Origin of the sequence: Pseudomonas sp. Mn2068 (assembly GCF_049319725.1) — a bacterium.
Taxonomy (GTDB): domain Bacteria; phylum Pseudomonadota; class Gammaproteobacteria; order Pseudomonadales; family Pseudomonadaceae; genus Aquipseudomonas; species Aquipseudomonas gingeri.
This window is the reverse complement of sequence record NZ_JBMOUG010000002.1, coordinates 598,385-623,308: the sequence shown is the minus strand read 5'-3', so window position 1 is coordinate 623,308 and position 24,924 is coordinate 598,385. Positions and strand designations below refer to the sequence as shown.

The window sequence follows — 24,924 nt, the reverse complement described above, 5'->3', positions numbered from 1 at the left end:
ATCAGCCGCAAGGCCCCGCCAGCAAGGCCGGAGCCCCCGTACGCCTCGGTCAGCCCGGAATGGTCAACCCTTTCACCACCGCCGGCCGGGCAAGGAATTGCTCCAGCGCGCGGGTGACATGGGTGAAGTCCTGGATGCCCACCAGGTCGCCGGCCTCGTAGAAACCGATCAGGTTGCGGATCCACGGGAAGGTGGCGATATCGGCGATGCTGTAGTCGTCGCCCATGATCCAGCGACGGCTCTCCAGGCGCTGGTCGAGTACCGCCAGCAGGCGCTTGCTCTCGGCCACATAGCGGTCGCGCGGGCGCTTGTCCTCGTAATCCTTGCCGGCAAACTTGTTGAAGAAACCGAGCTGGCCGAACATCGGCCCGATCCCGCCCATCTGGAACATCACCCACTGGATGGTTTCATAACGGGTGGCCGGATCCAGGGACATGAACTTCCCGGTCTTTTCGGCCAGGTAGATCAGGATCGCGCCGGACTCGAACAACGGCAGCGGCTGGCCGCCGGGGCCGTTCGGATCGATGATCGCCGGAATCTTGTTGTTGGGGTTCAGCGCGATGAATTCCGGGCTCAACTGGTCATTGGTGGAGAAACTCACCAGGTGCGGTTCGTAGGGCAGGCCCAGCTCTTCGAGCAGGATCGACACCTTGACGCCGTTGGGCGTAGGCAACGAATACAGCTGGAGACGGTCTGGATGTTGAGCGGGCCATTTTTGCGTGATGGCAAACGACGAAAGATCGGTCATGGAAAGCTTCCAGCAAGCGGCAGGGAATGCGGCAACGGGTCAGGACAAGCCACCCGTTCGGGCCCTGATTATAGGCATAGCCAACGAGCGTGCTCACCTCGTTTGACACGACACTTTTGCCATACGGACAATAAACCATTGTTTCAAGGAGACTGACATGAACCTGAAATTGTTCGGCCTGCCGCTACTGGCAGCCACCTTCCTGGCCCTGGCGGGCTGTTCGACGCCCACCGTGGTGACCTTGCAGAACGGCACCCAGTACGTGACCAAGGACACCCCGAAAACCCACTCCGCCGATGGCTTCTACGAGTTCGAGGATATTTCCGGCAAGGTGATTCGGGTCAAGGCATCCGAGGTCGCGACGGTCAAGCCGCAAGACTGACCCCGAGTCCCGGGCCTCAGCGAAAGTCCCGGCTGCGCACGGTAATGTCCGCCAGCATCGGGCTCAGGTCGCTCAGGCGTCCGGCAATCACATGGCGCACCTCGCCTTCGGTTTCCAGGCGCCCGTCGACCCTCAGCAGTTGTGAGCCCACCAGCACCTGTCGCTGGCGTTCGGCCAGGTCGCGCCAGACCACCACATTGACGTTGCCGAACTCGTCTTCGAGAGTCACGAAGGTCACGCCACTGGCGGTGCCCGGTCGCTGGCGGCCGGTGACCAGGCCGACGATGCTCACCGGCCGGCCGTGCCCGAGCGCCTGCAACTCCCGCGAACTGCGACAGCGCAGGGCCTGCAGTTGCCCACGCAACAGTGCCAGTGGATGCGGCCCGAGGGTGGTGCCCAGGCTGGCGTAATCTGCTTGCAGGTCCTCGCCGACACTCGGACACGGCAAGGCCACCGGGCTTTCGGCGGTCCTCGACACCCCGGCGAACAACCCCAGTTGCACCTCGACCCCGGCCACTTCCCAGCGCGCCCGATAACGGTTGCCCGCCAGGCCACGCAAGGCGCCGGCATCGGCCAGCAGTTCCTGGGCGCGGGTATCGAGCCGGGCCCGCTCGCCGAGGTCGGCGATATCCGCGAAAGCCCCCAGGCAGCGAGCCGCTTCGATCCGCTGCGCATCCTCCGCGCGAAACCCGCGAATCATCCGCAGGCCCAGGCGCAACGCCGGCTGCGTACCTTCAGCCGGTTCCAGGCTACAGTCCCAGGTACTGGCGCGGACATCCACCGGGCGGATCTGCAACTGGTGACGGCGGGCATCCTGGAGGATCTGGTCCGGGCTGTAGAACCCCATCGGCCAGCTGTTGATCAACGCACAGGCGAAAGCCGCCGGCTCATGGCACTTGAGCCAGCAACTGGCGTAGGTCAGCAAGGCAAAGCTGGCGGCGTGGGATTCGGGAAAACCGTAACTGCCAAAGCCCTTGATCTGTTCGAAGATCTGCGCGGCGAATTCCGGCGGATAACCATTGCTTGCCATGCCCTCGGCCAGCCGCTGGCGATGCGGTTCAAGCCCGCCATGGCGCTTCCACGCCGCCATGGAACGGCGCAACTGATCGGCCTCGCCCGGCGTGTAGTTCGCCGCCACCACCGCGATCTGCATCACCTGTTCCTGGAACAGCGGCACCCCCAGGGTTCGCTCCAGCACTTCCTTGAGCTCCGGCGACGGATAGGTCGTGGGCTCCTTCTCGTCCCGCCGGCGCAGGTACGGATGCACCATACCGCCCTGGATCGGCCCCGGGCGGACAATCGCCACTTCGATCACCAAGTCGTAAAAATTCTTCGGCCGCAGGCGCGGCAGCATCGACATCTGCGCCCGCGACTCGATCTGGAACACGCCGATGGTGTCGGCCCGGCCGATCATCGCATAGGTCGGCTGGTCATCCGCCGGGATACTCGCCAGGGTCCAGCGCGGCCCGCCGCGGTACTGCTGCACCAGGTCGAAACAGCGGCGCAGCGCGCTGAGCATGCCCAGGGCGAGGACATCGACCTTGAGCAGCCCGACCTTGTCCAGGTCATCCTTGTCCCACTGGATAATCGTCCGCTCGGCCATGGCGGCGTTTTCCACCGGCACCAGGGTGTCCAGGGGCTGCTCGGAAATCACGAAACCGCCCGGATGCTGGGACAGGTGCCGGGGAAAGCCGATCAGTTGCCGGGTCAGCGCCAGCACCCGGCGCAGCACCGGACTGTCCGGATCGAAACCGCTTTCGCGCAGGCGCTCGGCTGTCGGTGGCTCATCGCTCCAGTGGCCACAGGCATCGGCCAGGGCATTGACCTGGTCCGGCGGCAGCCCCAGGGCCTTGGCCACATCGCGCACCGCACCGGCGCCATGGTAGGTGCTGACCACCGCGGTCAGGGCCGCGCGGCCACGGCCATAACGGCGGAACACGTATTGCAGCACTTCTTCGCGGCGATCGTGTTCGAAGTCGATATCGATATCCGGCGGTTCGTTGCGCTCACGGGACAGAAAGCGCTCGAACAGCATGTTGGTGCGATCCGGGTTCAGCTCGGTGACGCCCAGGGCATAACACACCACCGAGTTCGCCGCCGAACCGCGCCCCTGGCAGAGAATGCCCTGGTCGCGGGCGAAGCGGACGATATCCGCCACCGTGAGGAAATAACTGTCGTACTCCAGTTCGGCGATCAGCTTCAGTTCTTTCTCGATCAGCGCTCGGCCCTGGTCGCTGATACCTTCGGGCCAACGGCGCTGGATGCCCTCCTCCGTCAGTTGGCGCAGCCAGGTGGTCGGGGTCTGCCCCTGCGGCACCAGCTCACGGGGATACTGGTACTGCAACTGACCCAGGTCGAAGCCGCAACGCCGGGCAATGACTCCGGTTTCGGCCAGCAGGGCCGGCGGATAAATCCCCCGCAGGACTTCGAGGCTGCGCAGGTGGCGCTCGCCATTGGGATGCAGTTGCTGCCCGGCATCGGCGACCCGGGTATGCAGGCGAATGGCGGTCATGGTGTCCTGCAGGGCACGACGGGCCCGCACATGCATATGCACATCGCCACTGGCCACGGCGGGAATCGCCAGCTCGGCGGCCACCGCCAGCAGCCGCGCCAGGTAGCGCTCATCGTCCTGGCCGCAATGCAGTTCCACGGCCAGCCACAGGCGCTCGGGAAAACGCTCGCGCAACCAGCGGCCATCGTTTTCGGCGATGCCCCGTCCGGGTAGCCACAACGCCAGCAATCCCGGCAGTTCCTCTTCGAAATCCGTCCGCAGCAGGCGATAGCTGCCTTTTTCCGCGCGACGCCGGGCCAGGGTGATCAGTCGACACAGGGCCTGGTAGCCCGCCAGGTTCTCCACCAGCAATACCACCCGCGGCCCGTTGTCGATCTGCAACTCGCTGCCGATGATCAACGGCAGCTCGCACGCCTGCGCGGCCTGCCAGGCCCGGACGATCCCCGCCAGGGTGCATTCGTCGGTGATCGCCAGGGCTTGATAACCCTGCTCCCTGGCCCGTTCGAACAACTCCCGGGCACTGGAGGCGCCGCGCTGGAAAGTGAAGTTCGACAGGCAATGCAGCTCGGCGTAGGCCTCACTCATGCGAACCAGCCCTGCAGCAGCAACGGGCCGCTGTCCCCCACCGGGCGATAGGCCCAGGCGTGTCGCCCGGTCCGGGTCTCGACCAGGTAGTAATCACGACGCACATCGGCACCGTCCCACCAGCCCGACTCGATCCGTTCCGGCCCCAGCAGGACCCTCGCCGCCTGCTCGGGCAGTGGCATCGGCTCCTTGAGCAACCAGCCGGGACGCAGCGGCCCGGCCGCGGCCAACGGTCCCGGTGTGGTCGCCGCCAGCGGCTGCCAGGCGCACTCGGGGCGGTGATCGGCATGGAAGCGCAGGCCCTGCACCGCCTCGTCGCCAAGCCGGGCGCGCAGGCGTTCGCGCAATTGCTCCCAGGGCAAGGATTGCTGCGCGCGCTCATCGAAGAGTTCGCGGTGCTGCGGGACAAAGGCCGGCAGGTCTTCGGCCTCCAGACGAAAGCCGCGCACCGGCGACTCCACCTGGACCTGCTCCAGCCGCCCGCGGGCCAGTTCGAACAGCATCGCCGGGTCACGTTCGGCACTCAGCAGGCCGACCTTGATCCGCGTGTCCGCCACCCCGGCATGCTCCAGGATCAGTTCGAAACGCTGCACACCGCTGTCACGCCCGCAGAGAAACGCCGCCAGATCGCCGGTCAGACGGCGCAGGGGAAACAGCAACGCCTGGTGCGAGGTCACGTCGAAATTCAGCTCGATCCGCGCTGCGAAGCGATCCGGCGGCAGGTAGAACGCCAGGGCCAGCGGTCGCTCGCCGAGCAAGGTATCGAGGTGCTTGAGCAATGCCGCGTCGAAGCGCCGGGCCAGACTGTGCCGGGGCAAGGCCAGGACCTGGTCCAGGGTGCGCAGGCCCATGCGCGTCAGGGCCGTGGCCGCCTCCTTCGCCAGCCCGACCCGGTCGATGGGCATCGGACCCAGGGCCCGGCGCAAGGCGCTGTCGTCCGCCAGGGCCAGGCCATCGTAGGCATTGGCCAGGACCCGGGCCGCCGCCGGATGGGGCGCGACCACGATCCGGTGACGAAACCCCAGCGCCGTCAATTCCTCGCGCAAGCGCGCTTCCAGGCGCGGCCAGGGCCCGAACAGGCCAAGGCTGGACTCGATTTCGAACAACAGGGCACGGGGATAACGCAGGCTGACCTGGGAGCTGAAGCGATAGGCCCAGGCAGCGAGCAACTGTTGCCACTGCTCGATTTGCGCGGGGTCGTATTCAGCGCTGGCAAAGGCCTTGGTCAGGGCATGGGCGGCGGTCAGCGACTGGCCCGGACGCAGACCCAGGGCCCGGGCCGAGGCGTTCACCGCCTGCACGATCCGTCGTTGCGGCGAACCGCTCAGCAGCGCCAGCGGTGCATCGGGCTCGGCGGTCCGCCGTAGCACACCGTCCAGGGCCAATTGCGGAAATACGATGCAAACCCAGCGCATGCCAACCTCAATGCCCTGCGCTGAAGGCGATCGGCGCCGCATGGGCCAGGCCGCCACGGCACTTGAGCACCCGCAGTTGCGCGGGGCGGCCATCGACGGCCAGCCGCAGGGCCGCCGGCGACGGGTTGAGCGCCGCCTCCAGCGAGCGGTAGGCAAACGCCAGGGTCTGGCCGGTTTCCGCCGCCACCTGCAAACGGCGCAGGGCGCGGTCATCGACCTGTTGCGGCCAGCACAGGACCGCCCCGCAGCTACCGGAGCGCAGGCACTGTTCCGCCGCCCACAAGGCGTCCCGAGGTGCCGCCTGGATCACCGACAACTGTCGCAGGTCCACGCCCGCGCTCAACCACGCCTGGGGATAGGGCACATGGGGCGGAGCCACCAGGACGATACGTTCGCCCTTCGCCGACAGCCGCGCCAGGGTCGGCCAGACCAGTTGCAACTCGCCCACGCCCTCACCGGCGATGAGGATTTCCGTCAGCGCCGATTCCGGCCAACCGCCGCCGGGCAGCACCGCGTCCAGCGCGGCATGCCCGGTCGCGTGCAGGCTCGGTGCCTGGGCCGTCGGCCGGCCCTTCCAGACCCGACGCTCGTCCAGCAGCGCGTCCAGCGCAACCACGGCGCCCATCAACCTTGCCTCACCAGGCCGCAGAACACCCCTTCGATGGCCAGTTCCTGGTGTTCCGGGTCGACAACGATGGGGGCATAGGCCGGGTTGCGGGCCAGCAGGCGGACCCCGCTCGCCGTGCGCTCGAAACGCTTGATGGTGACCTCGCCGTCGAGCCGGGCCACGACGATCTGGCCGTTGCGTACTTCGACATTGCGCCGCACCGCCACCAGGTCGCCATCGAGGATGCCGTCGCCGACCATCGAGTCGCCCTGTACCCGCAGGAGGAAATCCGGGGTCCGGGAAAACAGCCCCGGATCGAGCCACAGGCGGCTGTGGACCTCGGCATCGACATCGATCGGCACGCCGGCCGCCACCCTTCCGAGCAATGGGATTTCCAGCAGGGTCGGACGCGCGGGCTGATTCAGCAGACGGATACCCCGTGCCTGATGGGCATTGACCTCGATGAAACCGGCTTCGGTCAGCGCCACCACGTGCTTGCGCGCCACGCTGCGCGAGGAAAAACCAAAGGCCTCGGCGATCTCGGCGAGGCTCGGGGGCTGGCCGTTTTCCGCGATACGGTCGCGGATAAAGGTCAGGATGGCGGAACGGCGGGGGCTTAAAGTCGTCATGGAGTACATTTGTACTCTTGTGGGATTTTCCTGACAAGCACCACCAGTCGGTCATCTGTCGCGAGGCTCGAATCCGGCCTCCCGCGCCCCAGCGCCCCAAGCGAAAAGCCCCCGCCGCTCAGGCCGCCGAACAAATACAAACAACAATAATGGAATTGGCCTACAGAACTATCCCGCACACTAAAACATGCCAGTAACTTCCCAGTCCTTAAAATAAAAAACAACGTTATAAAAACAACCATGAATATTGAAAAACAAAACCCGGTCGTTATAGCGTGAGCGTTTCAATCAATAATAAAAATTCTCCACGAGATACCCTGAACGCTGAACAAAGACCTGTAAATGGACTTTATCCCCCAGCACGGAAACTTGTATAAAAAGGTCAAGTATCATGCACCCAGCCCAGAACGCCCAACTTGACGATCTGTTCGAGCGCAATACATTCCTGCCCGACTCGACACCGGATCGTTTCTATCGCCTGCTGGACCAGATCAGCCAGGATCGCTACACCACTCTCGCCGCTTTGTATGCCGAGGCTTATCGACTGTTTCCCGGTTCCACCGAACTCGACGAATTCTTTGCCAGTACCGCGAACCTGATCCTGCTGCCGGTCGCCCAGCGGCGGACAATCATCAATGAGTCGGTGTTCCAGATCTGGGCCCGGCGCGTCGTCCAGATGACCCGGGAAGTGCTCGATGGCTCGCGCCATGATCTCGCGCCGCTGCAGAGCGGCCTCCAGGAACTGCCGGATATCCTGCAACGGATTGCCCGCGCCGCCACCGACCATGCCTACACCCACCGTCCGCCCATCCAGCGGTTCGATATCGACCCGCTGATCGCCGGGGTGCTCGCGCCCTGCTACGACTTTCCCGAAGATGCCGCCACGCGCCAACACCTCGAAGACTGCGGTTACTCCATCCATTTCTTCAGCGATGTGGTGAATGTCGCCCTGTCCCGTATCGCCATGACCTGGCCCGGCTGCCACGAGCAGTTCCGCCATCTGGTCAAGCTGATCTGCTACCTGCCGGACGGCACCTTCCGCAGTGGCTCGGCCGCTCGCTACAGCGGCACGATCCTGCTGTCGGCCAAGGACCATTCGCTCCTCGATGTCGAAGAGTCGCTGGTGCGCGAAACCGCCCATCAACTGCTGTATTACATCGAGGAAGTCAGCCCGGTGATCGACCCGCAGGTGGCAGCGCAGGGGTTGTATTTCCTGCCCTGGTCAAACCGGCCCTGTGCCCTGGACGAATACTTCCAGGCGTTCTTCGCCCAACTGATGCGGGCCAAGTACCTGGAACGTGTGCGCCAGCGCCCGGCCAGTGAAATGCAACGGGCCGAAGAACACCTGGTGTTCAGCCTGCGCGGCCTCGGCCGGGCCCTGCCGGAACTGGCCGGCAGTCGCGACTTCACGCCCCGCGGCCGGACCCTGCTGGATAACCTGGCCGAAGACGTGCGGGCGATGGAACGGCAGCACGCCAGCCTGCTGGTGCGTGCGGCCAGGCCACGCGACATGAGCCTGGCGGGATGAGCCGGTTGTCTCAGTTCGGATCGAGCAGGCCGCCGCTCCAGTTGCGCGATACGCGGCTACCGGTGAACTTCGCCACGACCATGCCCTGGGACACCAGGCGATCGCGATAACGCGTCACCATTCGCCCGGCCTGCTCCGCGTACAGGATCACCTCCGACGACGGATCGCCCGGGCGCCCGAGGATCCGTGCAAAACGCTGGCCTTCCTCGACCCGGTCGCCCAGCTCCTTTTCAAAGATCAGCACACCGGGCTGGGGGGCCAGGATGGTTTCCATATGGCCCATCTCCATGGCCTCCACCGGCCAGTCGTCCGCCGCCGCTTCCCCGCTGATCACCCCCTGGCCGCAGAGCCAGGCGTACAGGCCCTCGGCGTCCTGTTGGGCGAAGCGGTCACTGACATCGCCCTGCCCGCGCAGCTCCAGGGTCGCAGCCATGTGCCGCGCCGTGTCGCCATCACGCAGCCAGGGCGCAATGATGGTTTCCTCGAAGGAGCCATCGCCGCCCTCGTCCCAGATGATTGCCACGTCCATCTTCATCGCGGCCGCCAGCGCCCGGCCACGGGGCCAGAAACTGCGGTGCACGTAGAGATAAGGCAGGGCTTCGTCATCGGTGTGCAGGTCGAGCATCACATCCGCCGGTGCCGCCAGTTGCACCAGTTGCTGCTGCCATTCCTGGACATTGGTCGAAGGCCGGGCCAACGCCGCCGACTGATCGAACGAGCGGTTGAAGTTCTGCCCGGTGGCATCGTGGAAACGTCCGAGGATCCGCCCCTGGCGAAATTGCCCGATCCCCAGGGGATTGGCCTGGGGCACCACGGTCACGCTGCCCTTGAGCCGGCCCGCGGCCTCGGCGACGGCCAGCCGTTGCATCAACAGGTGCAGCACCAGCATCCCGGCGATTTCATCGGCATGGACCCCGGCCTGCAGGTGCACCTTCGGTCCGCTGCCATCGCCCTCGAAGCGCCAGGCCCCGACCCGCACCGCATCGCCATTGTTGTTGCGCACACTGAACGAAATATCCCGTGCCATAGCCTTGCCCTCCCGTCGTGACCGTTAAAAATCATTGTTGCTAGCCATGGAAATTGAACGTACGTTCAACTAACATCCACCCACTTCATGTCGTGCTTGCGGGCCTCTTCGCGGACAAGCCCGCTCCCACACGGTCAGAGCCAGGCGCGGATCTTGTGTGCCCCCGTGGGAGCGGGCTTGCCCGCGACGGCGCCGGTGATACCGCCATGGCATTTCAGAGCACTCCAGACAAGGACTCCCGTGAGCACCGACACCCGCAAATTTCGCCGCGCCGAACCCGACGAGCGCCGTGACCTGCTGATCGCCGCCGCCCTGCGCTGCCTGGCCCGGGACGGCCATGCCGGTATTTCCGTGCGGCGCATCGCCACCGAGGCCGGAGTCTCCGTCGGCCTGCTCAACCACCACTTCGGCACCATCGATGCGCTGATCGCCGACACCTACCACAAGCTCGCCAGCGAACTGACCAGCACCCTGCTCGAAGAAGTCCGGCAGGCCGGCAGCGCCACGGAAAAGCTCGATGCCTTCCTGGTCGGTTCCTTCTCGCCACGGATCATGGACCCGCAGTTGCTCGGGGTCTGGGTGGTGTTCTGGAGCCTGATCCGCCACTCCGGACACGTCAGCCAATCCCATGAAAAAAGCTATCGCGCCTACCTCGACCTGATCCGTCAGCTACTCGACGACCTGGCCGCCGCCGAGGGCTTCGCCATCCACGACAGTCGCCTGGCCGCCATCGGCCTATCGGCGATGCTCGACGGACTCTGGCTCGAGTGGTGCCTGAACCCCGAGACCTTCAGCCCCGCCAACGGCCTCCATATCTGTCGTTGCTGGATAAAGGGGTTGCGACACGGAGCATTCGGCACCGACGACGTCCTGTGACGGGTGACGGCCGAAGATCATCGCCAGGGTGCCGCTGACCGCGATCAGCCCGGCACCGATCATCAGCGACACATCCATCAGCGTGCCCCAGATCAGGTTCGACAGCAGGAACGCCCAGATCAGCCCGGTGTATTCGAACGGCGCCAGCAGGGTCGCCGTGGCGCGCTGGAAACTGGCGAACAGCAGGAACTGGCCGATCCCGCCCACCAGCCCGGCCGCGAGCATGCCCAGCCAGGCCGGAGTCGGCGCCGGGGTATGGGTCCAGGGCAGCGCCAGCGCCATGCAGAGGACAAACACCACGTTGGTGATCAGCATCTGCTCCAGCACCGAGGTCTGCTCGTCCACCTGGCGCAACTGGATGTAGGTAAAGGCCCAGCACAGGGCCGCCAGCAGGGTCAGCGCGATCGGCCAGGGGTCGGCCATATGGCTGGGTCGACAGGCGATCACCACCCCGACAAAACCGACGATCAGGGTGAACCATTGCCAGCCGCTGGCATGCTCCTTGAGGATGACCGCCGCCAGCACCGTGACCATGATCGGCGCCGAGAAATACAGGGTGGTCATTTCCGCCAGGGTCAGGTCGCGGGCCGCCGTGTAGTACAGCAGCCAGGCGACGATCGACAGCAGGCCACGCACCACCAGCAGCCGTCGGCTCGGCGAACGCCAGGCCCGCCGGACCAGGCGCAGGCGGCCCACCAGCAGGCAGGCGAGCACCACCACGACACCCCGCCAGAACAGGATGGTGACCACCGAATAATCGGCCACCAGCCATTTGATCGCGGCGTCCTGCAGAGCCAGGAAGGCATAGCCCAGGGTGCACAGGCCAATCCCCTGCAACGACCGGTCAACCCGAGGCGTACTCATCTCACACCGACCTGCGCATCGGCGTTCCGCGCCGTTCGGCGAAGGCAAACAGTGCCTCGATCAGGAAAGTCAGGCAGACATAGACCCCGGCCACCAGCAGCAGCGGCTGGTACACCTGCAGGGTCTGGGCCCGCACCACGTTGGCCGCGCCCAGCAGGTCGATCACGGCAATGGTCGAGGCCAGCGCCGTGGACTTGAGCAGCATCACCGTCTCCCCGGCCAGGGTTGGCAAGAGCAGGCGCATGGCCCGTGGCAGGCGCACCCGCAACAGCGACTGGCGCGGGGTCATGCCAAAGGCCGAGGCCGCTTCCATCTCGCCCTTGGGCACCGCTAGCAGGCCACCGCGGATCACCTCGCCGACATAGGCGCCCACCGACAACACCAGGGCGAAGACGATGTACCAGTAGCCGTCACGCAGGTAGGGCCAGAGGAAACTGCCGCGAATCAACGGGAACTGGGCGAACAGGCTGCCCAGCCCGTAGTAGAAGATGTAGATCTGGATCAGCAGCGGCGTCCCGCGCAGCACGCTGGTGTAGAACAGGCTGGCCTTGGCGACCAGGCGGTTTTTCGACAACCTGGCCAGGGCCACCAGCACCGCCAGCCCGAACCCCAGCACGCTGGAGATCAGCAGGAGGCTGATGGTCGTTTGCAATCCGCGGCCCAACAACGCCGCGTATTCGAGTATCCACGCTGGAATCATTTCATTCACTCAGCCAAAGGCATCCAGCGACGGATGCGTCGCTCAAGCCGTCCCGACAGGTAGTTGGACACCAGCGTCACCGCGTAATACAGCGCGGCAGCCGTGAGGTAGAACAACAGGTAGTGGCGCGTCGAACCCGCGCCCTGCTTGGCGGTGTACAGCAACTCGTTGGTCCCGACCACGCTGATCAGGGCACTGTCCTTGATCAGGTTGATCCACAGGTTGGCCATACCGGCCATGGCATAGGGCGCCATGATCGGCAGCGTGACCCGGCGGAACAGGCCGAAACCGCTCAGGCCGAATGCCCGTGCCGCCTCGATCTGGCCGTAGGGGATCGCCTGGATCGCTGCCCGGAAGATCTCCGAGGCATAGGCGCCCTGGACCAGCCCCAGCACCAGGATCGCCGCCAGCGGGCCGCTGACATTCACCGCCTCCTGGCCGAACTGCGCCATCAGCGAGTTGAGCAGCATGGAACCGACGTAGTACAGCAGGAGGATCAGCAACAACTCCGGAACCGCCCGGAACAACGTGGTGTAGCCGCGCATCAGCGCCGCGACCGGCTTGGGCGCGCCGAGCTTCAGGCACGCCACCACCAGCCCGATGAACAGCCCGACCACAAAGGCCCCGGCGGAAATCTGCAGGGTCATCCAGAGCCCTTTCAACAGCGCACTGCCCCATCCCTGTTCGCTGAAATTGATCAATTCGAACATTGCTGGCTCCCAGCTCCTACAGATTGATCGTTCCCACGCTCGGCGTGGGCATGCAGCCGTGATGCTCTGCGCCACACAGCGGACGCGGAGCGTCCTGTGAGGCATTCCCACGCTGGAGCGTTGGAACGATCGGACGCTAGAACGCCGGTTTGATCGTTCCCACGCTCAGCGTGGGCATGCAGCCCGTGACGCTCTGCGTCACACAGCTGACGCGGAGCGCCCTGTGAGGCATTCCCACGCTGGAACGTGGGAACGATCGGACGCTAGAACGCCGGTTTCACACTGGTGCCGAAATAGCTCTGGGAGAGATCATCGTAGTCCTTGCTCGCCAGCAGGGTCTGGATCGCCTTGTCGAGGCGGGCCTTGAGCTCGGTGTCGTCCTTGCGCAGGCCGGCACCCACGCCCTTGCCGAAGATCGGGTCATAGGGCACCGCGCCGAGATAGGCCAGGTCCTTGGCATCCGGAGTCTTGACGAACGCGGTCATGGCCGTGCCGTCCGCCATCATCAGGTCGATGCGCCCGGCAATCAGGTCGGCGTTGGCCGAGTCCTGGGTGTCGTAGTACTTCACATCGGCGATCTTCTCGTAATAGGCCTTCAGGTAGCTGGCGCTCACGGTGGAGTTCTGCACGCCGATGATCTTGCCCTTGAGGTCATCCGGATATTTCTTCACCGTGGTGCCCTTGGGCCCGACAATGGCGATCACCGAATCGTAATAGGCCTTGCTGAAAGCGATCTGTTTCTCACGTTCCTCGGTCACCGACATGGAGGAGAAGATCACGTCGATCTTCTTCGCCAGCAGCGACGGGATGATTCCGTCCCAGGCCACCTCCTTGATCTCGCATTCGGCTTTCATTTCACTGCACAGCTTGTGGATCAGGTCGACCTCGAAACCCTTCCATTCACCATTGGCCTGCTTCTCGGTGTACGGCGGATAGGGTTCGGCCGCAACCGCGAAGCGGATGGGTGCGGCCTGTGCCGCGCCCATGCCGGCCAGCAGGACACAGGCCACGCCCGTCAACCAGTTTGCCAAACGTCGATTTCCCATGATGTTGCCCCGTCTTTTTATGATGCGTTAGCGAGTCTGATGAGCGTTGACGAATTGTCGGCAACGTTCGCTGCGTGGGTGTACGAACACTTCATCCGGCGAACCGGTTTCCTCGATCAGCCCTTGATGCAGAAAGGCCACCTTGGAAGAGACATCGCGTGCGAAGGCCATCTCGTGGGTCACCAGGATCATGGTCCGGCCTTCTTCGGCGAGGGAGCGGATCACCCGCAGCACTTCCCCGACCAGTTCCGGGTCGAGTGCCGAGGTGGGTTCATCGAACAGCATGACCTTGGGCCGCATGGCCAGGGCCCGGGCAATGGCTACCCGTTGTTGCTGTCCCCCGGAGAGAAACGCCGGGTACTCGTTGCGCTTGGCCGCGAGGCCCACGCGTTCAAGCAGTGCTTCGGCCCGTTCGATGGCTTCGGCACGACTCTCGCGCAGGACCTGGGTCGGCGCTTCGATCAGGTTTTCCAGCACCGTGCGATGGGGCCAGAGATTGAAGTTCTGGAACACCATGCCCAGGCTGGAACGGATCCGTACCAACTGCCTGGCATCGGCCACCAGCGGTGCGCCGGGGCGGTCGTAGTTCAGGTGAATGCTTTCGCCGTCCACCAGGATGCGGCCCTGGTCCGGCACTTCGAGCATGTTGATGCAGCGCAGCAAGGTGCTCTTGCCCGAACCGCTGGCGCCGATCAGCGAGATCACCTCGCCCTCGCGGGCGGTCAGCGACACGCCCTTGAGCACCTCGATATTGCCGAAGCGCTTGTGCAGGCGCTCGACCTCGATCATGGTCCGGGTAGCGGCAGGTTCGACCGCGCCAGGGGGCGTCACACGACTGATCAGCGGCCGTGGCGGCTCGCCGTTGAGGACCCCGACAAACCCGCGGATCCGCTGGCAGGCCTGCTCCAGGCGTTCCTCGCCAAGAGTGAAGGACAGTCGCACAAAACCTTGCGCCGGCTCGCCGAACGCCGCTGCATCGAGCACCGAGACGCCGGCCTCGCGGAACAGCCGCCAGGCGAACTCCAGGGAGGTGAGGCCAGTCTCGCGTACATCCACCAGCACGAACATGCCGGCGTCGGGCTTGAGCACCGCGATGCCCGGACAATCGGACAGGCCCTGCACCACCAGGTCGCGGCGCCGGCGATAGATCTCGCTCATGCCCCGGGTCACTTCGTCATGGGCCTGGACCGCCTTGAGCGCGGCCTCCATGACAAAGCCGGGCAAGCCATAGAGCATGCTCAGTACCAGGGTCTCGGCATGAGCCACCAGGGTTTCATTGGCCACGATCCAGCCAATGCGCCAACCGGTCATGGCGTGGGATTTCGACAGGCTGCCGATGGTCACGCAGCGCTCGGCCATGCCCGGCAACGCCGCCAGGCTGACATGCTCACGCTCGAACGCCAGGCTTTCATAGACCTCATCGACCACCACCCACAGATCGTGGGCAATCGCCAGGTCGGCGATGGCTTGCAGTTCTTCGCGACTGAGCACGACACCGGTGGGGTTGTTCGGGTTGGAGAAGAAGATCGCCCGGGTGCGCGGGGTGATGGCCCTGGCCAGCAAGGCGGCATCGAGGCGGAATCCCGAGTCCGCCGCGCAGGGCACCCGTACCAGGGTCGCGCCGGAAGCCTTGAGGGTGGCCTCGTAGGTCACGTACATCGGGTCCAGGGCAATCACTTCGTCACCGGCGTTGAGCAGGCACAGGGAGGTGATGAACAACGCGTTCTGCGCCCCGGCCACGGTGATGACATTCGCCGCCTGCAACTGACGGTCGAACAACGGGCTGTAGCGTGCGGCGATGGCTTCGCGCAAGGCCAGGCGCCCGGCGATCTCGGTGTAGTGGGTGTCGCCTTCGCGCAGGGCCTCGATGGCCGCTTCGGTAATGAAATCGGGGGTGGGGAAATCCGGGTCGCCGACGCTGAGGATGATCACATCCTCGCCGCGGCGCTGGGCTTCGAACGCCGCGTGATGAATGTCCCAGGCGGCCACACCGTCACCAGAGATCCGCTCAACAAAAGGTGAAAACCGCATGCCAGTGCCTCGTTCGAATTTGAAGAAACGCAAGCCCGCAACCAGCCGGGGGTGGTGGAGCCAACATAGACGAAGCTGAACACTCGTTCAATAGGAAAAATCCGTCAGCTTCGCGTTCAGCGCAAACAGGTCGTTTTCACGACAGTCGTGCCGGTTTTCAGCACTGGATCGCCTTGGTTTCGACGAACTCCGCCAGCCCTTCCTCGCCCCATTCACGGCCGTTGCCAGACTGCTTGTAGCCACCGAACGGCGCCCGGTAGTTGAAGGCCGCGCCGTTGACGAAGCACTGTCCGGCACGCAGTCCGCGCGCCAGTTCCAACGCCCGCGCCGGGGTGCCGGCCCAGACCGCACTGGACAGGCCGAAGGGCGACTCGTTGGCCAGGCGCAGGGCCTGTTCCTCGTCGTCGTAGGGCAACAGGCACAGCACCGGGCCGAAGATTTCTTCCTGGGCGATGCGCATGGCGTTGTCGACCTCGGCGAACAGCGTCGGCCGCACGTAGAAACCGCGTTCCAGTCCCTTCGGCACTTCGGCGCCGCCGCTCAACAGGCGGGCACCCTCCTGCTGGCCGACGCGGATGTAGTCGAGCACGGTACGGCGCTGGGACGCCGAGCACATCGGGCCGAGAAAGCTCTGCGGGTCCAGCGGGTCGCCGACCTTGAGGCTTTCGCTCTCGGCCCGCGCCAGTCCCAGGGCCTCGGCGTAGCGACTGCGGGGAATCAGCATGCGGGTCAAGGCGGTACAGGTCTGCCCGGAGTTGATCATCACGTCCTGCACGCCATGGCGCACGGCGGCAGCGAGATCGGCATCGGCGGTGATCAGGAACGGTGACTTGCCACCCAGTTCCAGGCAAACCCGCTTGACCGTCGGCGCGGCGGCCATCGACACCCGCACGCCGGCGGCGGTAGAACCGGTGAACGACACCATGTCCACGTCCGGATGCCGGGCCAGGGCTTCGCCGACCTTGGCGCCGGGGCCGCTGACCAGGTTGAAGACGCCGGGCGGCAAGCCGATGGCGTCGATCATCTCGGCCAGCAGGAAGGCATGCAACGGGGTTTCCTGGCTGGGCTTGACCACCACCGTGCAACCCGCCGCCAGGGCCGGCGCGAGCTTGCCGATCAGTTGATGCAACGGGTAGTTCCACGGATTGATAAAGGCACAGACACCCACGGCCTCGCGGATCACCACGGAGTTGCCGACTTCGCGCTGCTCTTCCATCAACGTGGCGATTTGCGCATAGCTGAGCAGGCCCTCCAGCGGGCCGTCGACCTGGACCGCCTGGCACCACTGCACCGGCATGCCCAGCTCGGCAGTGATCAGCGCGGCCATTTCCCCGGCGCGGGCCTTGAGCTGCCTGCCGAGTGCCAGGATATAGCCGGCGCGAACGCTGGCCGGGGTACGCGACCAACTGGCAAAGGCCCGGCGCGCGGCGGTGACGGCACGCTCGACATCGCGCTCATCGCCCAGCGGGACCTGCCCGGTCACGGCTTCGGTGGCCGGGTTGATCACTTCGGCGGCGCCGCTGCCATGGGGCACGACCCAGTCGCCGTTGATATAAAGATGGGTGTAGGTATTCATTGTTATTGTTCTCCATCATCGGGATTCGCCGATCGTTCCCACGCCCTGCGTGGGCAGGCAACCCGTGACGCTCTGCCTCACAAGAGCGGACGCGGAGCGTCCAGCGAGGCATTCCCACGCGGAGCGTGGGAACGATCATCAAGGCATCAGCGGGCACAGGCATGCTTGAGTTCGATCAGGGTGACGCCGGCATGGGCGAAGCCCGTGCGCAGATCGCGCTCCAGTTCGTCCAGGCTCTGCGGCTCGCAGACACTGCAACCGAACGCCCGGGCCAGCAGGGCGAAATCCGGATTGCGCGGCAACACGCCCACCGGCTCGATATCCAGGCTGAGCATGTCGTCGCGGATCTGGCCGAGGGCATCGTTGTTCCACAGCACCACCACCAGCGGGCTGTCCAGTTCCTCAACGGCGGTGGCCAGTTCCTGCACCGTGTAGAGAAAACCGCCATCGCCCACCAGTACCAGGCCTGGCCGCCGGGGCGCGCCGAACTTGGCGCCGATCCCCGCCGGCAAGCCGTAGCCGAGGGTGCCGTAGCCGGTGGGATGCAGCCAGCTGCGCGGTGCCCGGCTGGCAAAGGCGTAGTTGCCGGTGTAGGCCAGCTGGGTCATGTCGCTGCTGATAAACGTGTTGGCCGGCATCGCCGCCGCGATGCGGTCGAGGATCTGCTGGTGGATCGCCTGCAACGCCCCATGGCCGGCGCGTACAGCCGTCCTCAGCTTCGCCACCGCCTGAACCGCTTCCCGGGCATCGCGAACCTGGGCCGGCAATTGCGTCAACAAGGCCGCCAGGGTCTGCCGGGCATCGCCGTGCAAGGCCACGGCACAGGGATAGAAGTCGTTGAACTTGCGTGAGTCGATATCGACCCGGATCACCTCGCCGGTCAGCGGCAGGCGTTCCCGCCAGTAATCGGTATCGGCCATTTCGGTGCCGACCGCGAAGACCACATCGGCCTGGGCGATCAATTCCCAGCCGGGCTCGACGCACAGGCTGGAACCGGCGTTCAACGGCGCGTCCGGGGCCAGCAGGCCTTTACCGGCGACGCTGGTGAACACGGGCGCGCCCAGGCGTTCGCTCAAGGCCTGCAACTCGTCTGCGGCGGCCAGCGCACCGCCGCCGGCAATGATCATCGGCCGCCGGGCCTGTTGCAGTCGCCGCGCGGCCTCTTCCAGGACCTCGCGCCCCGGCAGCCCGCGCCCCGGGCGACGTACCACTTCAGCGCTCCAGTCCCGGCTGACGGCACCGGCCAGCACATCCAGCGGCACCGAGATATGCACCGGCCGTGGCCGCTCGCTGTCGAACACGGCAAAGGCGCGGGCGACCAGTTCCGGCAGGTCGTCGGTGCTCAGGGCCACCGCGGAAAACGCGGTGATCGGCGCGGTGATCGCCCGCTGGTCCTGGGTCTCGTGCAGGCACCCCCAGCCCTTGCCGAGGCTGGCGGTGTGGTTGACACTGGAAATCACCAGCAGCGGAATCGAATCGGCGTAGGCCTGGCCGATGGCGGTGGCGGCGTTGGTCACGCCAGGGCCGGTGATGATGAAACAGACACCGGGCTTACCGCTGACCCGGGCATAACCGTCGGCCATGAAACCGGCACCCTGCTCGTGGCGGGTCAGCACATGGCGGATGCCGCTGCCGGGCAGGCCGCGATACAGCTCCAGGGTGTGCACGCCGGGAATACCGAACACCGTGTCGACACCGTAATGGGCCAGCAGGCGCACCAGGGCCTGGCCGCCGGTGAGCGTGGTGGAAGAAGCCTGCAGGGTCGATTGGGAACTCATGCTAGCCCTCGTCTTGTTGGGGTGGGGTGATGGGAGATCGCCGGCACTATTAAACACTCGTTCAATAGCGCGACACAATCCTCCCCGGACACCTCGACAAAACCCGACAAACCGATACAACCTGTTGTTTTTTATAACAATAACCCTGCCTCAGGTTTCTCTGTCCGCCGACCTGTTACATCTTTGAACATCCTCGCTCACAGCATTAACTACCGCCCCCGGTCTGCGGCTTGCGCGTTGAATGACGGTCCTCCCGCAACGACAAGGACCTTCAGCATGAGCCCCCCGATCACCTCGAGCGATTCGCCCGCGAGCGACGCCGCATCGGTGTCACTGGAACACGCCATCGCGCATTTTCTCGCCGACCTGCCCGCCGAGACCGCCCGCTGCATCCGCCTGGCCAGCGGTATCGACAGTCCCGCCCTGCGCGCCGCCTACAGCGAATCGCGCCAGGTGCCGGCGCTGCTGTTCGACACCCGCCAGCGCTTCGAGCTGGAACAGGAGATACAGGACTTCATCGACGCGCTGAGCCAGGACTCGCCCGCCATGTCTCGGCCGACAAGCCTGACCTGGCAGTTGCAACTGCTCGGACTGGAACTGCTCTGGCCGGCGACGAGCGTGCTGCAAGTGTACGACCCGCCCGCAGAGACGGCGGCGGCCGAATACGGCCCCGACCGTTCGCCCGACCTGCCGAGGATACGGGTCAGCCGGGCGCAAGTACTCGATGGCAACCTGTGGAGCCACGTCCTGCCACAACTGAGCACGGAACAGCGGGAGTCATTGCTGGGCGGGCAGTACACCACCCTCGACAGCCAGTTGTCGGTACTCAGGCGCCAGGCCGCCGCACAATTGTCCTCTCGCCGCGAGGCGCTGTTCGACAACCTCCACGCCTTCCGCCAGCAATCCCACGATCCGCTGGAAAACCTGCTGCGCGACCAGGTCCCCTGGCTGTCCCGGGCGGCAGCCCACGAACTGCTCGCCAACTCGAGCGGGCACGACCTTCATTCGCTGGCCTTGTCCGAGGGCGAACTGAGCGAGGACCAGGCACGGGATGCCCACTGGTATCTGCAGGAGGAACGTCTGAACCAGGCCTATGAAGGCTTGTTCCTGGAAAGCCGGCAACACAACGACGACACCCAGCGGCTGCTGCTGCACAGCCTCGCCACCTGGCCGGACTGGCCAGCGAGCGGCGTGCGCCTGGAACTGCGCGAGCAGGCGCCGGACGGCCCGTTGCTGGCCGGCATCGGCGAGCCACAGGCAGAACAGACCCACATCATCCTGCGCCGTGATGGCCGTTTCAGCCTGCATGCCGCCGAAGGCCCGGAGCAGGCAGCGCAGCCCGACCTGCCCGCGGTCCTGGCAACCCTGCCGGACACCCTGCGCCAGCCCCTCGGCCTGACCGACCGGCCAGCCATCCAGCGCCTGCTGCGCCAGCACCCTCCTCTTTCACGCGCCGATCTGCGCGCCTTGCTGGGACTTTCCCCCTTGGAACCCTCACACCGCCTTTCCGATGGCAACGACTACCAGCAGGACGCGCCCGGTGCCTTCGCCGGCCCCGACCTGCTCGCCCAGCGCCAGCGGGAAACCTTCGATGCCCTGGCCGCCACCAATGACCGCACCCTGATGCTGGCGCGCCAGCAACCCAATTTCCACTGGTTCGCCGGGCTGCTGCTGAGCCGGCAACTGGCACGTGATTTCCCCCAGGCCGCCTCGAAGGATCCCGATGCGATCTTCCTCAACACCTATGAGGAAAGCCTCTACTGGCCCCTGTCGGACAGCGGTGAGCGCGGCGAGCAAGTGCGCTATCGCGGTGTCAGACAGTCGCAGACGCTGACGCAAGTGTTTGTCGAGCATCTGGCTGGCAACCCGCAAACATTCGACCCGGCCACCAGCGGCCTCTACGCCAGTGCGACCGGCGTCTACGACGAACAGCAACTGGCCGGCCTGGACCTCGGGCGCCTGGGCAAAACCCTGGATGACGCGGGCCTGGGTTTCGACACGCGTTTCACCGAAGCCCTGGACAGTTTCTGGGCCAGCGTCGCGTCGCTGCTGCGGGAAAACCTGCGGACCCAGATGCGCCTGGAAGCGCAGTTGCGCGAACTGGACCAGAGCCTGGACAAAGGCCATCGCGAGGACCTGGAGCGGGTTCTGGAGCAGCCCACCCATGAGCAACGCCTGAAAAAATTCCCCGCGCAGGGACCGATCCACGTCTACCGCATCGCCCTGCGACCAGCCGACCTGATTCTGCAAGGCTGCCTGGTCATCACCCGCAGCCCCGTCGGGGACACCCACAAGCTGCCGGCGCTGTTCTATCAGATCGGCCGTGGCCTGGAGCCGTTCGCGTCGTTGCAGGCCCTGGAAAAGAACCTGGTCCGGCGCCTCGATGACAAGGTCGAACGCGAATCGCTGCTCGAACTGCTGCCGCAGCGACAGCGAACCTGGCGTCCGCCGAGCACTGCCGACGGCAGCGCGCCGTTCAGCTACCGGGCCGAACAGGGTGATCCCTTCCAGCTCCTGGTGGACGGATTGCTCGCCAGGCAGAAAGAGGATTTCAGCGACACCTGGCGCTTTGTCAGAGGCGCGCCGGGCCTGCACAACGATGTCGTCGAGTTCGCCCGGCAGCTGGACAGTGCCGTCAGCCTGGCCGGGCCACTGGATATCACCCCTGTCCTCAGGCGGCGTAATCGCGACCTGATGTTCAGCGACCTGCTGCAGCGGATCAACAGCATCAGCCAGGACGAACAGACCCGGCTCGCGACCTTGTGGCGCCCCACGCTGGAACCCAACCCGGTGCCCTCTTCGCTCAGCGATCTGCCGGCTCTGAAAGCCCATGCGGCGGGCCTGCTCAAGAGCCATCTGCAACAGCACTACCCGCAGATCCAGGCCGCCCCCGACGACATCGTGGTGCATGTCTCCCATACCACCCACCACCTGAGCCCGGCCTGGCAAAGCCAGCCACCGGTCACCCGGATGCACCCGCGCAGCCTGTCGCTGACGGCCCTGGCACTGGAGAACATCAAGGGCACGCGCCTGGGCGAAACGGTCAGTTTCAAGGCGATCCTCATCAACCCGAACGGCACCCCGTCGAGCCTGACGGACAGCCAGGTCCGGGCTATCGTCCGGGCCGTGGATGCCCCCGGCAGCTACAAGACGCTGCTCGAACAGAAACTGCTCGGCCGGGACCAGGCGTCGGTGCGCACCGCCTGGATCGAAGGGCAACGCGCGCGGATGAAACTGCAGGCCTATGTCGCACGCCTGAGCGGGGACTTTCTCGACGCCAGGGGCAGTGCCCTGGAACGTGGCTACCGGCGCATCGAACACCTGCTCAAGCATCCGTCGGCCCAGCGCCGCCCGCTGCTGGACGGCTACAAGGTCCAGGCCAACTACCTGATGCTCGGCGGCACGGACGGGGCTCGCAACGGCATGAGTATCGACGAGGTGCTGGTGATCAGCAGCGACGATCCCGCCGGTCGCCTGCTGTTCTACACACCGCAATCTCCCGACGGCAAGGCCTGGCGCGAGCTGGCAGGCCTGTCGGCGATCGAAGCGCTGCTCAAGCAGCCGGAGTGGAAACCCTATTGCATCGCACGGGCCGCCCGGAACGAACAGTGGGATCCGGCCCGGCTGTTCACGCGCCAGTTCCCGCTGGTCCGCTACTTCCCCATCGAAGGCGACCTGTTCAGCACGCTGTACGAAGCCAGGGCCCGGCACCTGATCAGCAGCGTCGAATACCTCGGGGCCAGCAACCAACGAGTGGACCATGAAACGCTCTGGTACTGGATCAATGTCAGCTGGCGCTTCGCGATCGAGGTCATCCTCGGCGCCTCGCCCTTGCAGCTCAGCCTGTGGATCTATGCGCTGCGTGGCCTGTACGGCATCGCCAATGTCGGCCAGGCCCTGGCCCTGGGGCACCACCAGGAAGCCACGGACGCGCTGGTCCAGACCCTTCTTGACGCCGCGGCGCCCTTCCCGCTGCAAGCGATGAGACCCCTGTTGCTCAAGGCGCGGACGTGGCCCCTCGCCAGGGTTTCCCGCCTGGTCAAGACCCGCCGGGGCGGCCTGGACGGTTCCCGGCAACCGCTGCTGAGCGCCGAATCTTCCTCGGCGACATCGCTCAGGTCCCTGGCCTCGGAACTCCGGGACTACGAACTCAGCAGCGTGCCGGAACTGAACTACTACCGCGACGGGCTCTTCGTCGACCGCACGGCACGCATGGACCAGTACGTAAAGCTGGAGGGCAAGTGGTACCGCACCGGTTCCCGAGGCGGCAAGCGCTACCTGCTCAAGGAGCGCACCTGGACGGAAGATATCGAGCTCATCCGTGAGGGCAGTCATTGGCAACCCTTGCCCAGGGCTCGCCTGTTGGGCGGCGCCCCCGAGGCGGTCGGCGCTGCCCGTTATGAAGTCCCGGCCACCTACCGGAACACCCTCGAAGGGCTGATTCGCACCTACAACAGAACGCTTGATCCCGGCTGGTTCGTTCCGACGGCTTCCGCGCTGGAGCGCCAGGCCGCCCCGAAGGTGCACTTCGCCTCAAGACGGTTGCTTGAAGACGCCCGAAGTTTCTTCGCTGAAAAACCGGCCCCCGTGGCCAAGACCCTGGCGACCGACCTGCTGGAAGCCGGGCTGGCGACGCACCTGCTCGAACGTGCCTATCAGACCGGCAACGGCATCGTCCTCGGTGCCCCCTACTCGGCCAGGGCCGGCCGCAAGTTCCTGATCGACAACATGCGTTCGCTCGCCACGGAGCATCAGGTCAAGACCCTGTACCTGGAAAACCTCCTGACGGACTTCGATCAGGTTCACATCAACAACTTCCATCGCAGCGACGTCATGTCCCCACGCCTGAGAGAGACACTGAGACTGCAAGATCTCGAACACAGCATCGACCCGAGCGGCCCCTACGCCTTGCATGAGGTGCTTGACAGCGCCCGGGCCAACGGCATTCGCGTCCAGGCGATCGACTGCGCCGCAAGCTACCGCCAGGGCCTGCGCAGCTACAATCCAGATCGGGCCAGGACCCTGAAATACTATGCCCGCCAAGTCATCATTACGGACCAGCTACAGCAAGGCCCGCATCGCTGGATTGCCCTGGTCCAGGACTCCCACGCCAGCACTGTGCTCGGCGAACCGGGCCTGGCCGACCTGCTGGGGACGGTGAACCTGCGGGCCGTCGATGTCGGAGGGCAACCCTTGCCGCTGCGCGTCCTGGATGACCTGGGAGAGTTCACTCAAGGCCGATACGCCCAGGATATTCAGTTGGTACGCGCCGATGCGAAGCTGGAAGTGAACGTGGCGCCCCAGCCGTTGCCACGGACACCGGCTCCCCACAGGGGGCTGCTGATCCGACCGGAGGATTTCCTGATCGAACAAAAAGGTGATCGCTACAGTGTCGTCTGCCGCTCGGTCGATCCCCACAGCGCCCGTCTGCTGGTCCCGGCGGAGCACCCGGTGATCCGCAGCCGGCTTGTCGACAGTTCAGGAGATTCCCGTGAGGTTTTTCATGTCGAAGCCCCGAGATTCGGCGACATCCGTGGCGTCAAGTACAGAAGTATCGAGGACCTGATATGGGGGCTCCAGCAAGCCAGGTTGAGGCAGGTGGTTGAACTCAGCGATGTCACCTACCTGCGCCAACCCCGACTCGACACCCATCCGCAACTCAGTCGTGCCGGCATGTTCACCGTCGAAAAGGCTCCCCAAGGGCCCATCCTGATCAATCGTTCCAGGGATCGCTCCCTCGCCACGACGATCATTCGCACCGACCAGGCCACGGGCAAGTTCTACATCGTTCATCAGCGCTGGGGATTCAGCGAAGCGCAACTGTTCGCCAGCATCGACGACCTGAGCGAGGCGCTGGTCAGAAAGGTCAGGCTGGAGCGTGTGGCCGAAGCCACCGATCTCTGACTCGCC

The 24,924-nt window shown here is 65.3% G+C and carries 16 protein-coding genes and 1 pseudogene; 4 read left to right on the top strand and 13 right to left on the bottom strand.

What is annotated here, in order from left to right; all coding sequences use genetic code 11:
* Positions 1–49 precede the first annotated feature (49 nt).
* Positions 50–748 carry a glutathione S-transferase N-terminal domain-containing protein gene (locus ACL9RJ_RS07270; RefSeq protein ID WP_017125303.1) on the bottom strand — a complete coding sequence of 233 codons (699 nt, stop codon included), beginning with the start codon at positions 746–748 and terminating at the stop codon, positions 50–52.
* Positions 749–905: 157 nt separating this feature from the next.
* On the opposite strand from ACL9RJ_RS07270, the gene ACL9RJ_RS07265 reads away from it, so the two are divergent.
* Positions 906–1,130 carry a YgdI/YgdR family lipoprotein gene (locus tag ACL9RJ_RS07265; RefSeq protein WP_017125301.1) on the top strand — a complete coding sequence of 75 codons (225 nt, stop codon included), beginning with the start codon at positions 906–908 and terminating at the stop codon, positions 1,128–1,130.
* 16 nt (positions 1,131–1,146) lie between these two features.
* Here the strand turns inward: ACL9RJ_RS07265 and ACL9RJ_RS07260 are convergent, their stop codons facing one another.
* Genes ACL9RJ_RS07260 through lexA form a run of 4 tightly spaced genes read right to left on the bottom strand, consistent with a single transcriptional unit; the run spans position 1,147 to position 6,887 of the window.
* Positions 1,147–4,227, bottom strand: coding sequence for an error-prone DNA polymerase (locus ACL9RJ_RS07260; protein WP_177116373.1), 3,081 nt, complete (start codon positions 4,225–4,227; stop codon positions 1,147–1,149).
* Positions 4,224–5,642, bottom strand: coding sequence for a Y-family DNA polymerase (locus ACL9RJ_RS07255; RefSeq protein WP_422765071.1), 1,419 nt, complete (start codon positions 5,640–5,642; stop codon positions 4,224–4,226). Before ACL9RJ_RS07255 ends, ACL9RJ_RS07260 begins: the two co-directional genes overlap by 4 nt.
* 7 nt (positions 5,643–5,649) lie before the next feature.
* A complete protein-coding gene (gene imuA, locus ACL9RJ_RS07250) occupies positions 5,650–6,267 on the bottom strand; it encodes a translesion DNA synthesis-associated protein ImuA (protein WP_017125299.1) in 618 nt (205 codons plus the stop codon).
* Positions 6,267–6,887: a transcriptional repressor LexA gene (gene lexA, locus ACL9RJ_RS07245; protein WP_017125298.1), complete on the bottom strand. Its 621-nt coding sequence runs from the start codon at positions 6,885–6,887 to the stop codon at positions 6,267–6,269. The genes imuA and lexA overlap by 1 nt, the downstream gene beginning before the upstream one ends.
* Before the next feature lie 382 nt (positions 6,888–7,269).
* Between lexA and ACL9RJ_RS07240 the strand changes: the two genes are divergently transcribed.
* Positions 7,270–8,406 carry an aKG-HExxH-type peptide beta-hydroxylase gene (locus tag ACL9RJ_RS07240; protein WP_017125297.1) on the top strand — a complete coding sequence of 379 codons (1,137 nt, stop codon included), beginning with the start codon at positions 7,270–7,272 and terminating at the stop codon, positions 8,404–8,406.
* 10 nt (positions 8,407–8,416) lie between these two features.
* On the opposite strand, the gene ACL9RJ_RS07235 is transcribed toward ACL9RJ_RS07240, so the two are convergent.
* The gene (locus tag ACL9RJ_RS07235) at positions 8,417–9,433 is read right to left on the bottom strand and encodes a succinylglutamate desuccinylase/aspartoacylase domain-containing protein (protein WP_017125296.1); all 1,017 of its coding nucleotides are present in this window, start codon (positions 9,431–9,433) and stop codon (positions 8,417–8,419) included.
* Positions 9,434–9,520: 87 nt separating this feature from the next.
* On the opposite strand from ACL9RJ_RS07235, the pseudogene ACL9RJ_RS07230 reads away from it, so the two are divergent.
* Positions 9,521–10,213, top strand: a pseudogene (locus ACL9RJ_RS07230) (TetR/AcrR family transcriptional regulator); the annotation flags it as partial.
* On the opposite strand, the gene ACL9RJ_RS07225 reads toward ACL9RJ_RS07230, so the two are convergent.
* From ACL9RJ_RS07225 to ACL9RJ_RS07195, 7 genes are all read right to left on the bottom strand, one after another.
* A complete protein-coding gene (locus tag ACL9RJ_RS07225) occupies positions 10,169–11,173 on the bottom strand; it encodes a DMT family transporter (protein ID WP_422765070.1) in 1,005 nt (334 codons plus the stop codon). The pseudogene ACL9RJ_RS07230 and the gene ACL9RJ_RS07225 overlap by 45 nt on opposite strands.
* A 1-nt stretch (position 11,174) precedes the next feature.
* Positions 11,175–11,873 carry an ABC transporter permease gene (locus ACL9RJ_RS07220; protein ID WP_177087963.1) on the bottom strand — a complete coding sequence of 233 codons (699 nt, stop codon included), beginning with the start codon at positions 11,871–11,873 and terminating at the stop codon, positions 11,175–11,177.
* Positions 11,874–11,878: 5 nt separating this feature from the next.
* Positions 11,879–12,583, bottom strand: a complete 705-nt coding sequence (locus ACL9RJ_RS07215) for an ABC transporter permease (protein ID WP_177087961.1) — start codon at positions 12,581–12,583, stop codon at positions 11,879–11,881.
* Between the two features lie 263 nt (positions 12,584–12,846).
* Positions 12,847–13,629, bottom strand: coding sequence for a transporter substrate-binding domain-containing protein (locus ACL9RJ_RS07210; RefSeq protein ID WP_042935008.1), 783 nt, complete (start codon positions 13,627–13,629; stop codon positions 12,847–12,849).
* A gap of 27 nt (positions 13,630–13,656) precedes the next feature.
* On the bottom strand, positions 13,657–15,660 hold the full coding sequence (locus ACL9RJ_RS07205; RefSeq protein WP_017125290.1) for an aminotransferase class I/II-fold pyridoxal phosphate-dependent enzyme: 2,004 nt from the start codon (positions 15,658–15,660) through the stop codon (positions 13,657–13,659).
* Positions 15,661–15,817: 157 nt separating this feature from the next.
* Positions 15,818–17,236: an aldehyde dehydrogenase family protein gene (locus ACL9RJ_RS07200; RefSeq protein ID WP_212809730.1), complete on the bottom strand. Its 1,419-nt coding sequence runs from the start codon at positions 17,234–17,236 to the stop codon at positions 15,818–15,820.
* Positions 17,237–17,382: 146 nt separating this feature from the next.
* Positions 17,383–19,014: a 5-guanidino-2-oxopentanoate decarboxylase gene (locus ACL9RJ_RS07195; RefSeq protein WP_212809733.1), complete on the bottom strand. Its 1,632-nt coding sequence runs from the start codon at positions 19,012–19,014 to the stop codon at positions 17,383–17,385.
* Between the two features lie 276 nt (positions 19,015–19,290).
* On the opposite strand from ACL9RJ_RS07195, the gene ACL9RJ_RS07190 reads away from it, so the two are divergent.
* Positions 19,291–24,918 (top strand): dermonecrotic toxin domain-containing protein, encoded by a 5,628-nt coding sequence (locus ACL9RJ_RS07190; RefSeq protein ID WP_422765069.1) that lies wholly within the window; start codon positions 19,291–19,293, stop codon positions 24,916–24,918.
* The last annotated feature ends 6 nt before the right edge of the window (positions 24,919–24,924 follow it).

Excerpts from the sequence above, each read along its gene's own strand:
- ACL9RJ_RS07205 (WP_017125290.1), bottom strand. The coding sequence starts at position 15,660 with ATGCGGTTTTCACCTTTTGTTGAGCGGATCTCTGGTGACGGTGTGGCC.
- ACL9RJ_RS07240 (WP_017125297.1), top strand. The coding sequence starts at position 7,270 with ATGCACCCAGCCCAGAACGCCCAACTTGACGATCTGTTCGAGCGCAAT.
- ACL9RJ_RS07220 (WP_177087963.1), bottom strand. The coding sequence starts at position 11,873 with ATGATTCCAGCGTGGATACTCGAATACGCGGCGTTGTTGGGCCGCGGA.
- ACL9RJ_RS07200 (WP_212809730.1), bottom strand. The coding sequence starts at position 17,236 with ATGAATACCTACACCCATCTTTATATCAACGGCGACTGGGTCGTGCCC.
- imuA (WP_017125299.1), bottom strand. The coding sequence starts at position 6,267 with ATGGGCGCCGTGGTTGCGCTGGACGCGCTGCTGGACGAGCGTCGGGTC.
- ACL9RJ_RS07210 (WP_042935008.1), bottom strand. The coding sequence starts at position 13,629 with ATGGGAAATCGACGTTTGGCAAACTGGTTGACGGGCGTGGCCTGTGTC.
- lexA (WP_017125298.1), bottom strand. The coding sequence starts at position 6,887 with ATGTACTCCATGACGACTTTAAGCCCCCGCCGTTCCGCCATCCTGACC.
- ACL9RJ_RS07255 (WP_422765071.1), bottom strand. The coding sequence starts at position 5,642 with ATGCGCTGGGTTTGCATCGTATTTCCGCAATTGGCCCTGGACGGTGTG.
- ACL9RJ_RS07260 (WP_177116373.1), bottom strand. The coding sequence starts at position 4,227 with ATGAGTGAGGCCTACGCCGAGCTGCATTGCCTGTCGAACTTCACTTTC.
- ACL9RJ_RS07215 (WP_177087961.1), bottom strand. The coding sequence starts at position 12,583 with ATGTTCGAATTGATCAATTTCAGCGAACAGGGATGGGGCAGTGCGCTG.
- ACL9RJ_RS07235 (WP_017125296.1), bottom strand. The coding sequence starts at position 9,433 with ATGGCACGGGATATTTCGTTCAGTGTGCGCAACAACAATGGCGATGCG.
- ACL9RJ_RS07190 (WP_422765069.1), top strand. The coding sequence starts at position 19,291 with ATGAGCCCCCCGATCACCTCGAGCGATTCGCCCGCGAGCGACGCCGCA.
- ACL9RJ_RS07265 (WP_017125301.1), top strand. The coding sequence starts at position 906 with ATGAACCTGAAATTGTTCGGCCTGCCGCTACTGGCAGCCACCTTCCTG.
- ACL9RJ_RS07195 (WP_212809733.1), bottom strand. The coding sequence starts at position 19,014 with ATGAGTTCCCAATCGACCCTGCAGGCTTCTTCCACCACGCTCACCGGC.
- ACL9RJ_RS07270 (WP_017125303.1), bottom strand. The coding sequence starts at position 748 with ATGACCGATCTTTCGTCGTTTGCCATCACGCAAAAATGGCCCGCTCAA.
- ACL9RJ_RS07225 (WP_422765070.1), bottom strand. The coding sequence starts at position 11,173 with ATGAGTACGCCTCGGGTTGACCGGTCGTTGCAGGGGATTGGCCTGTGC.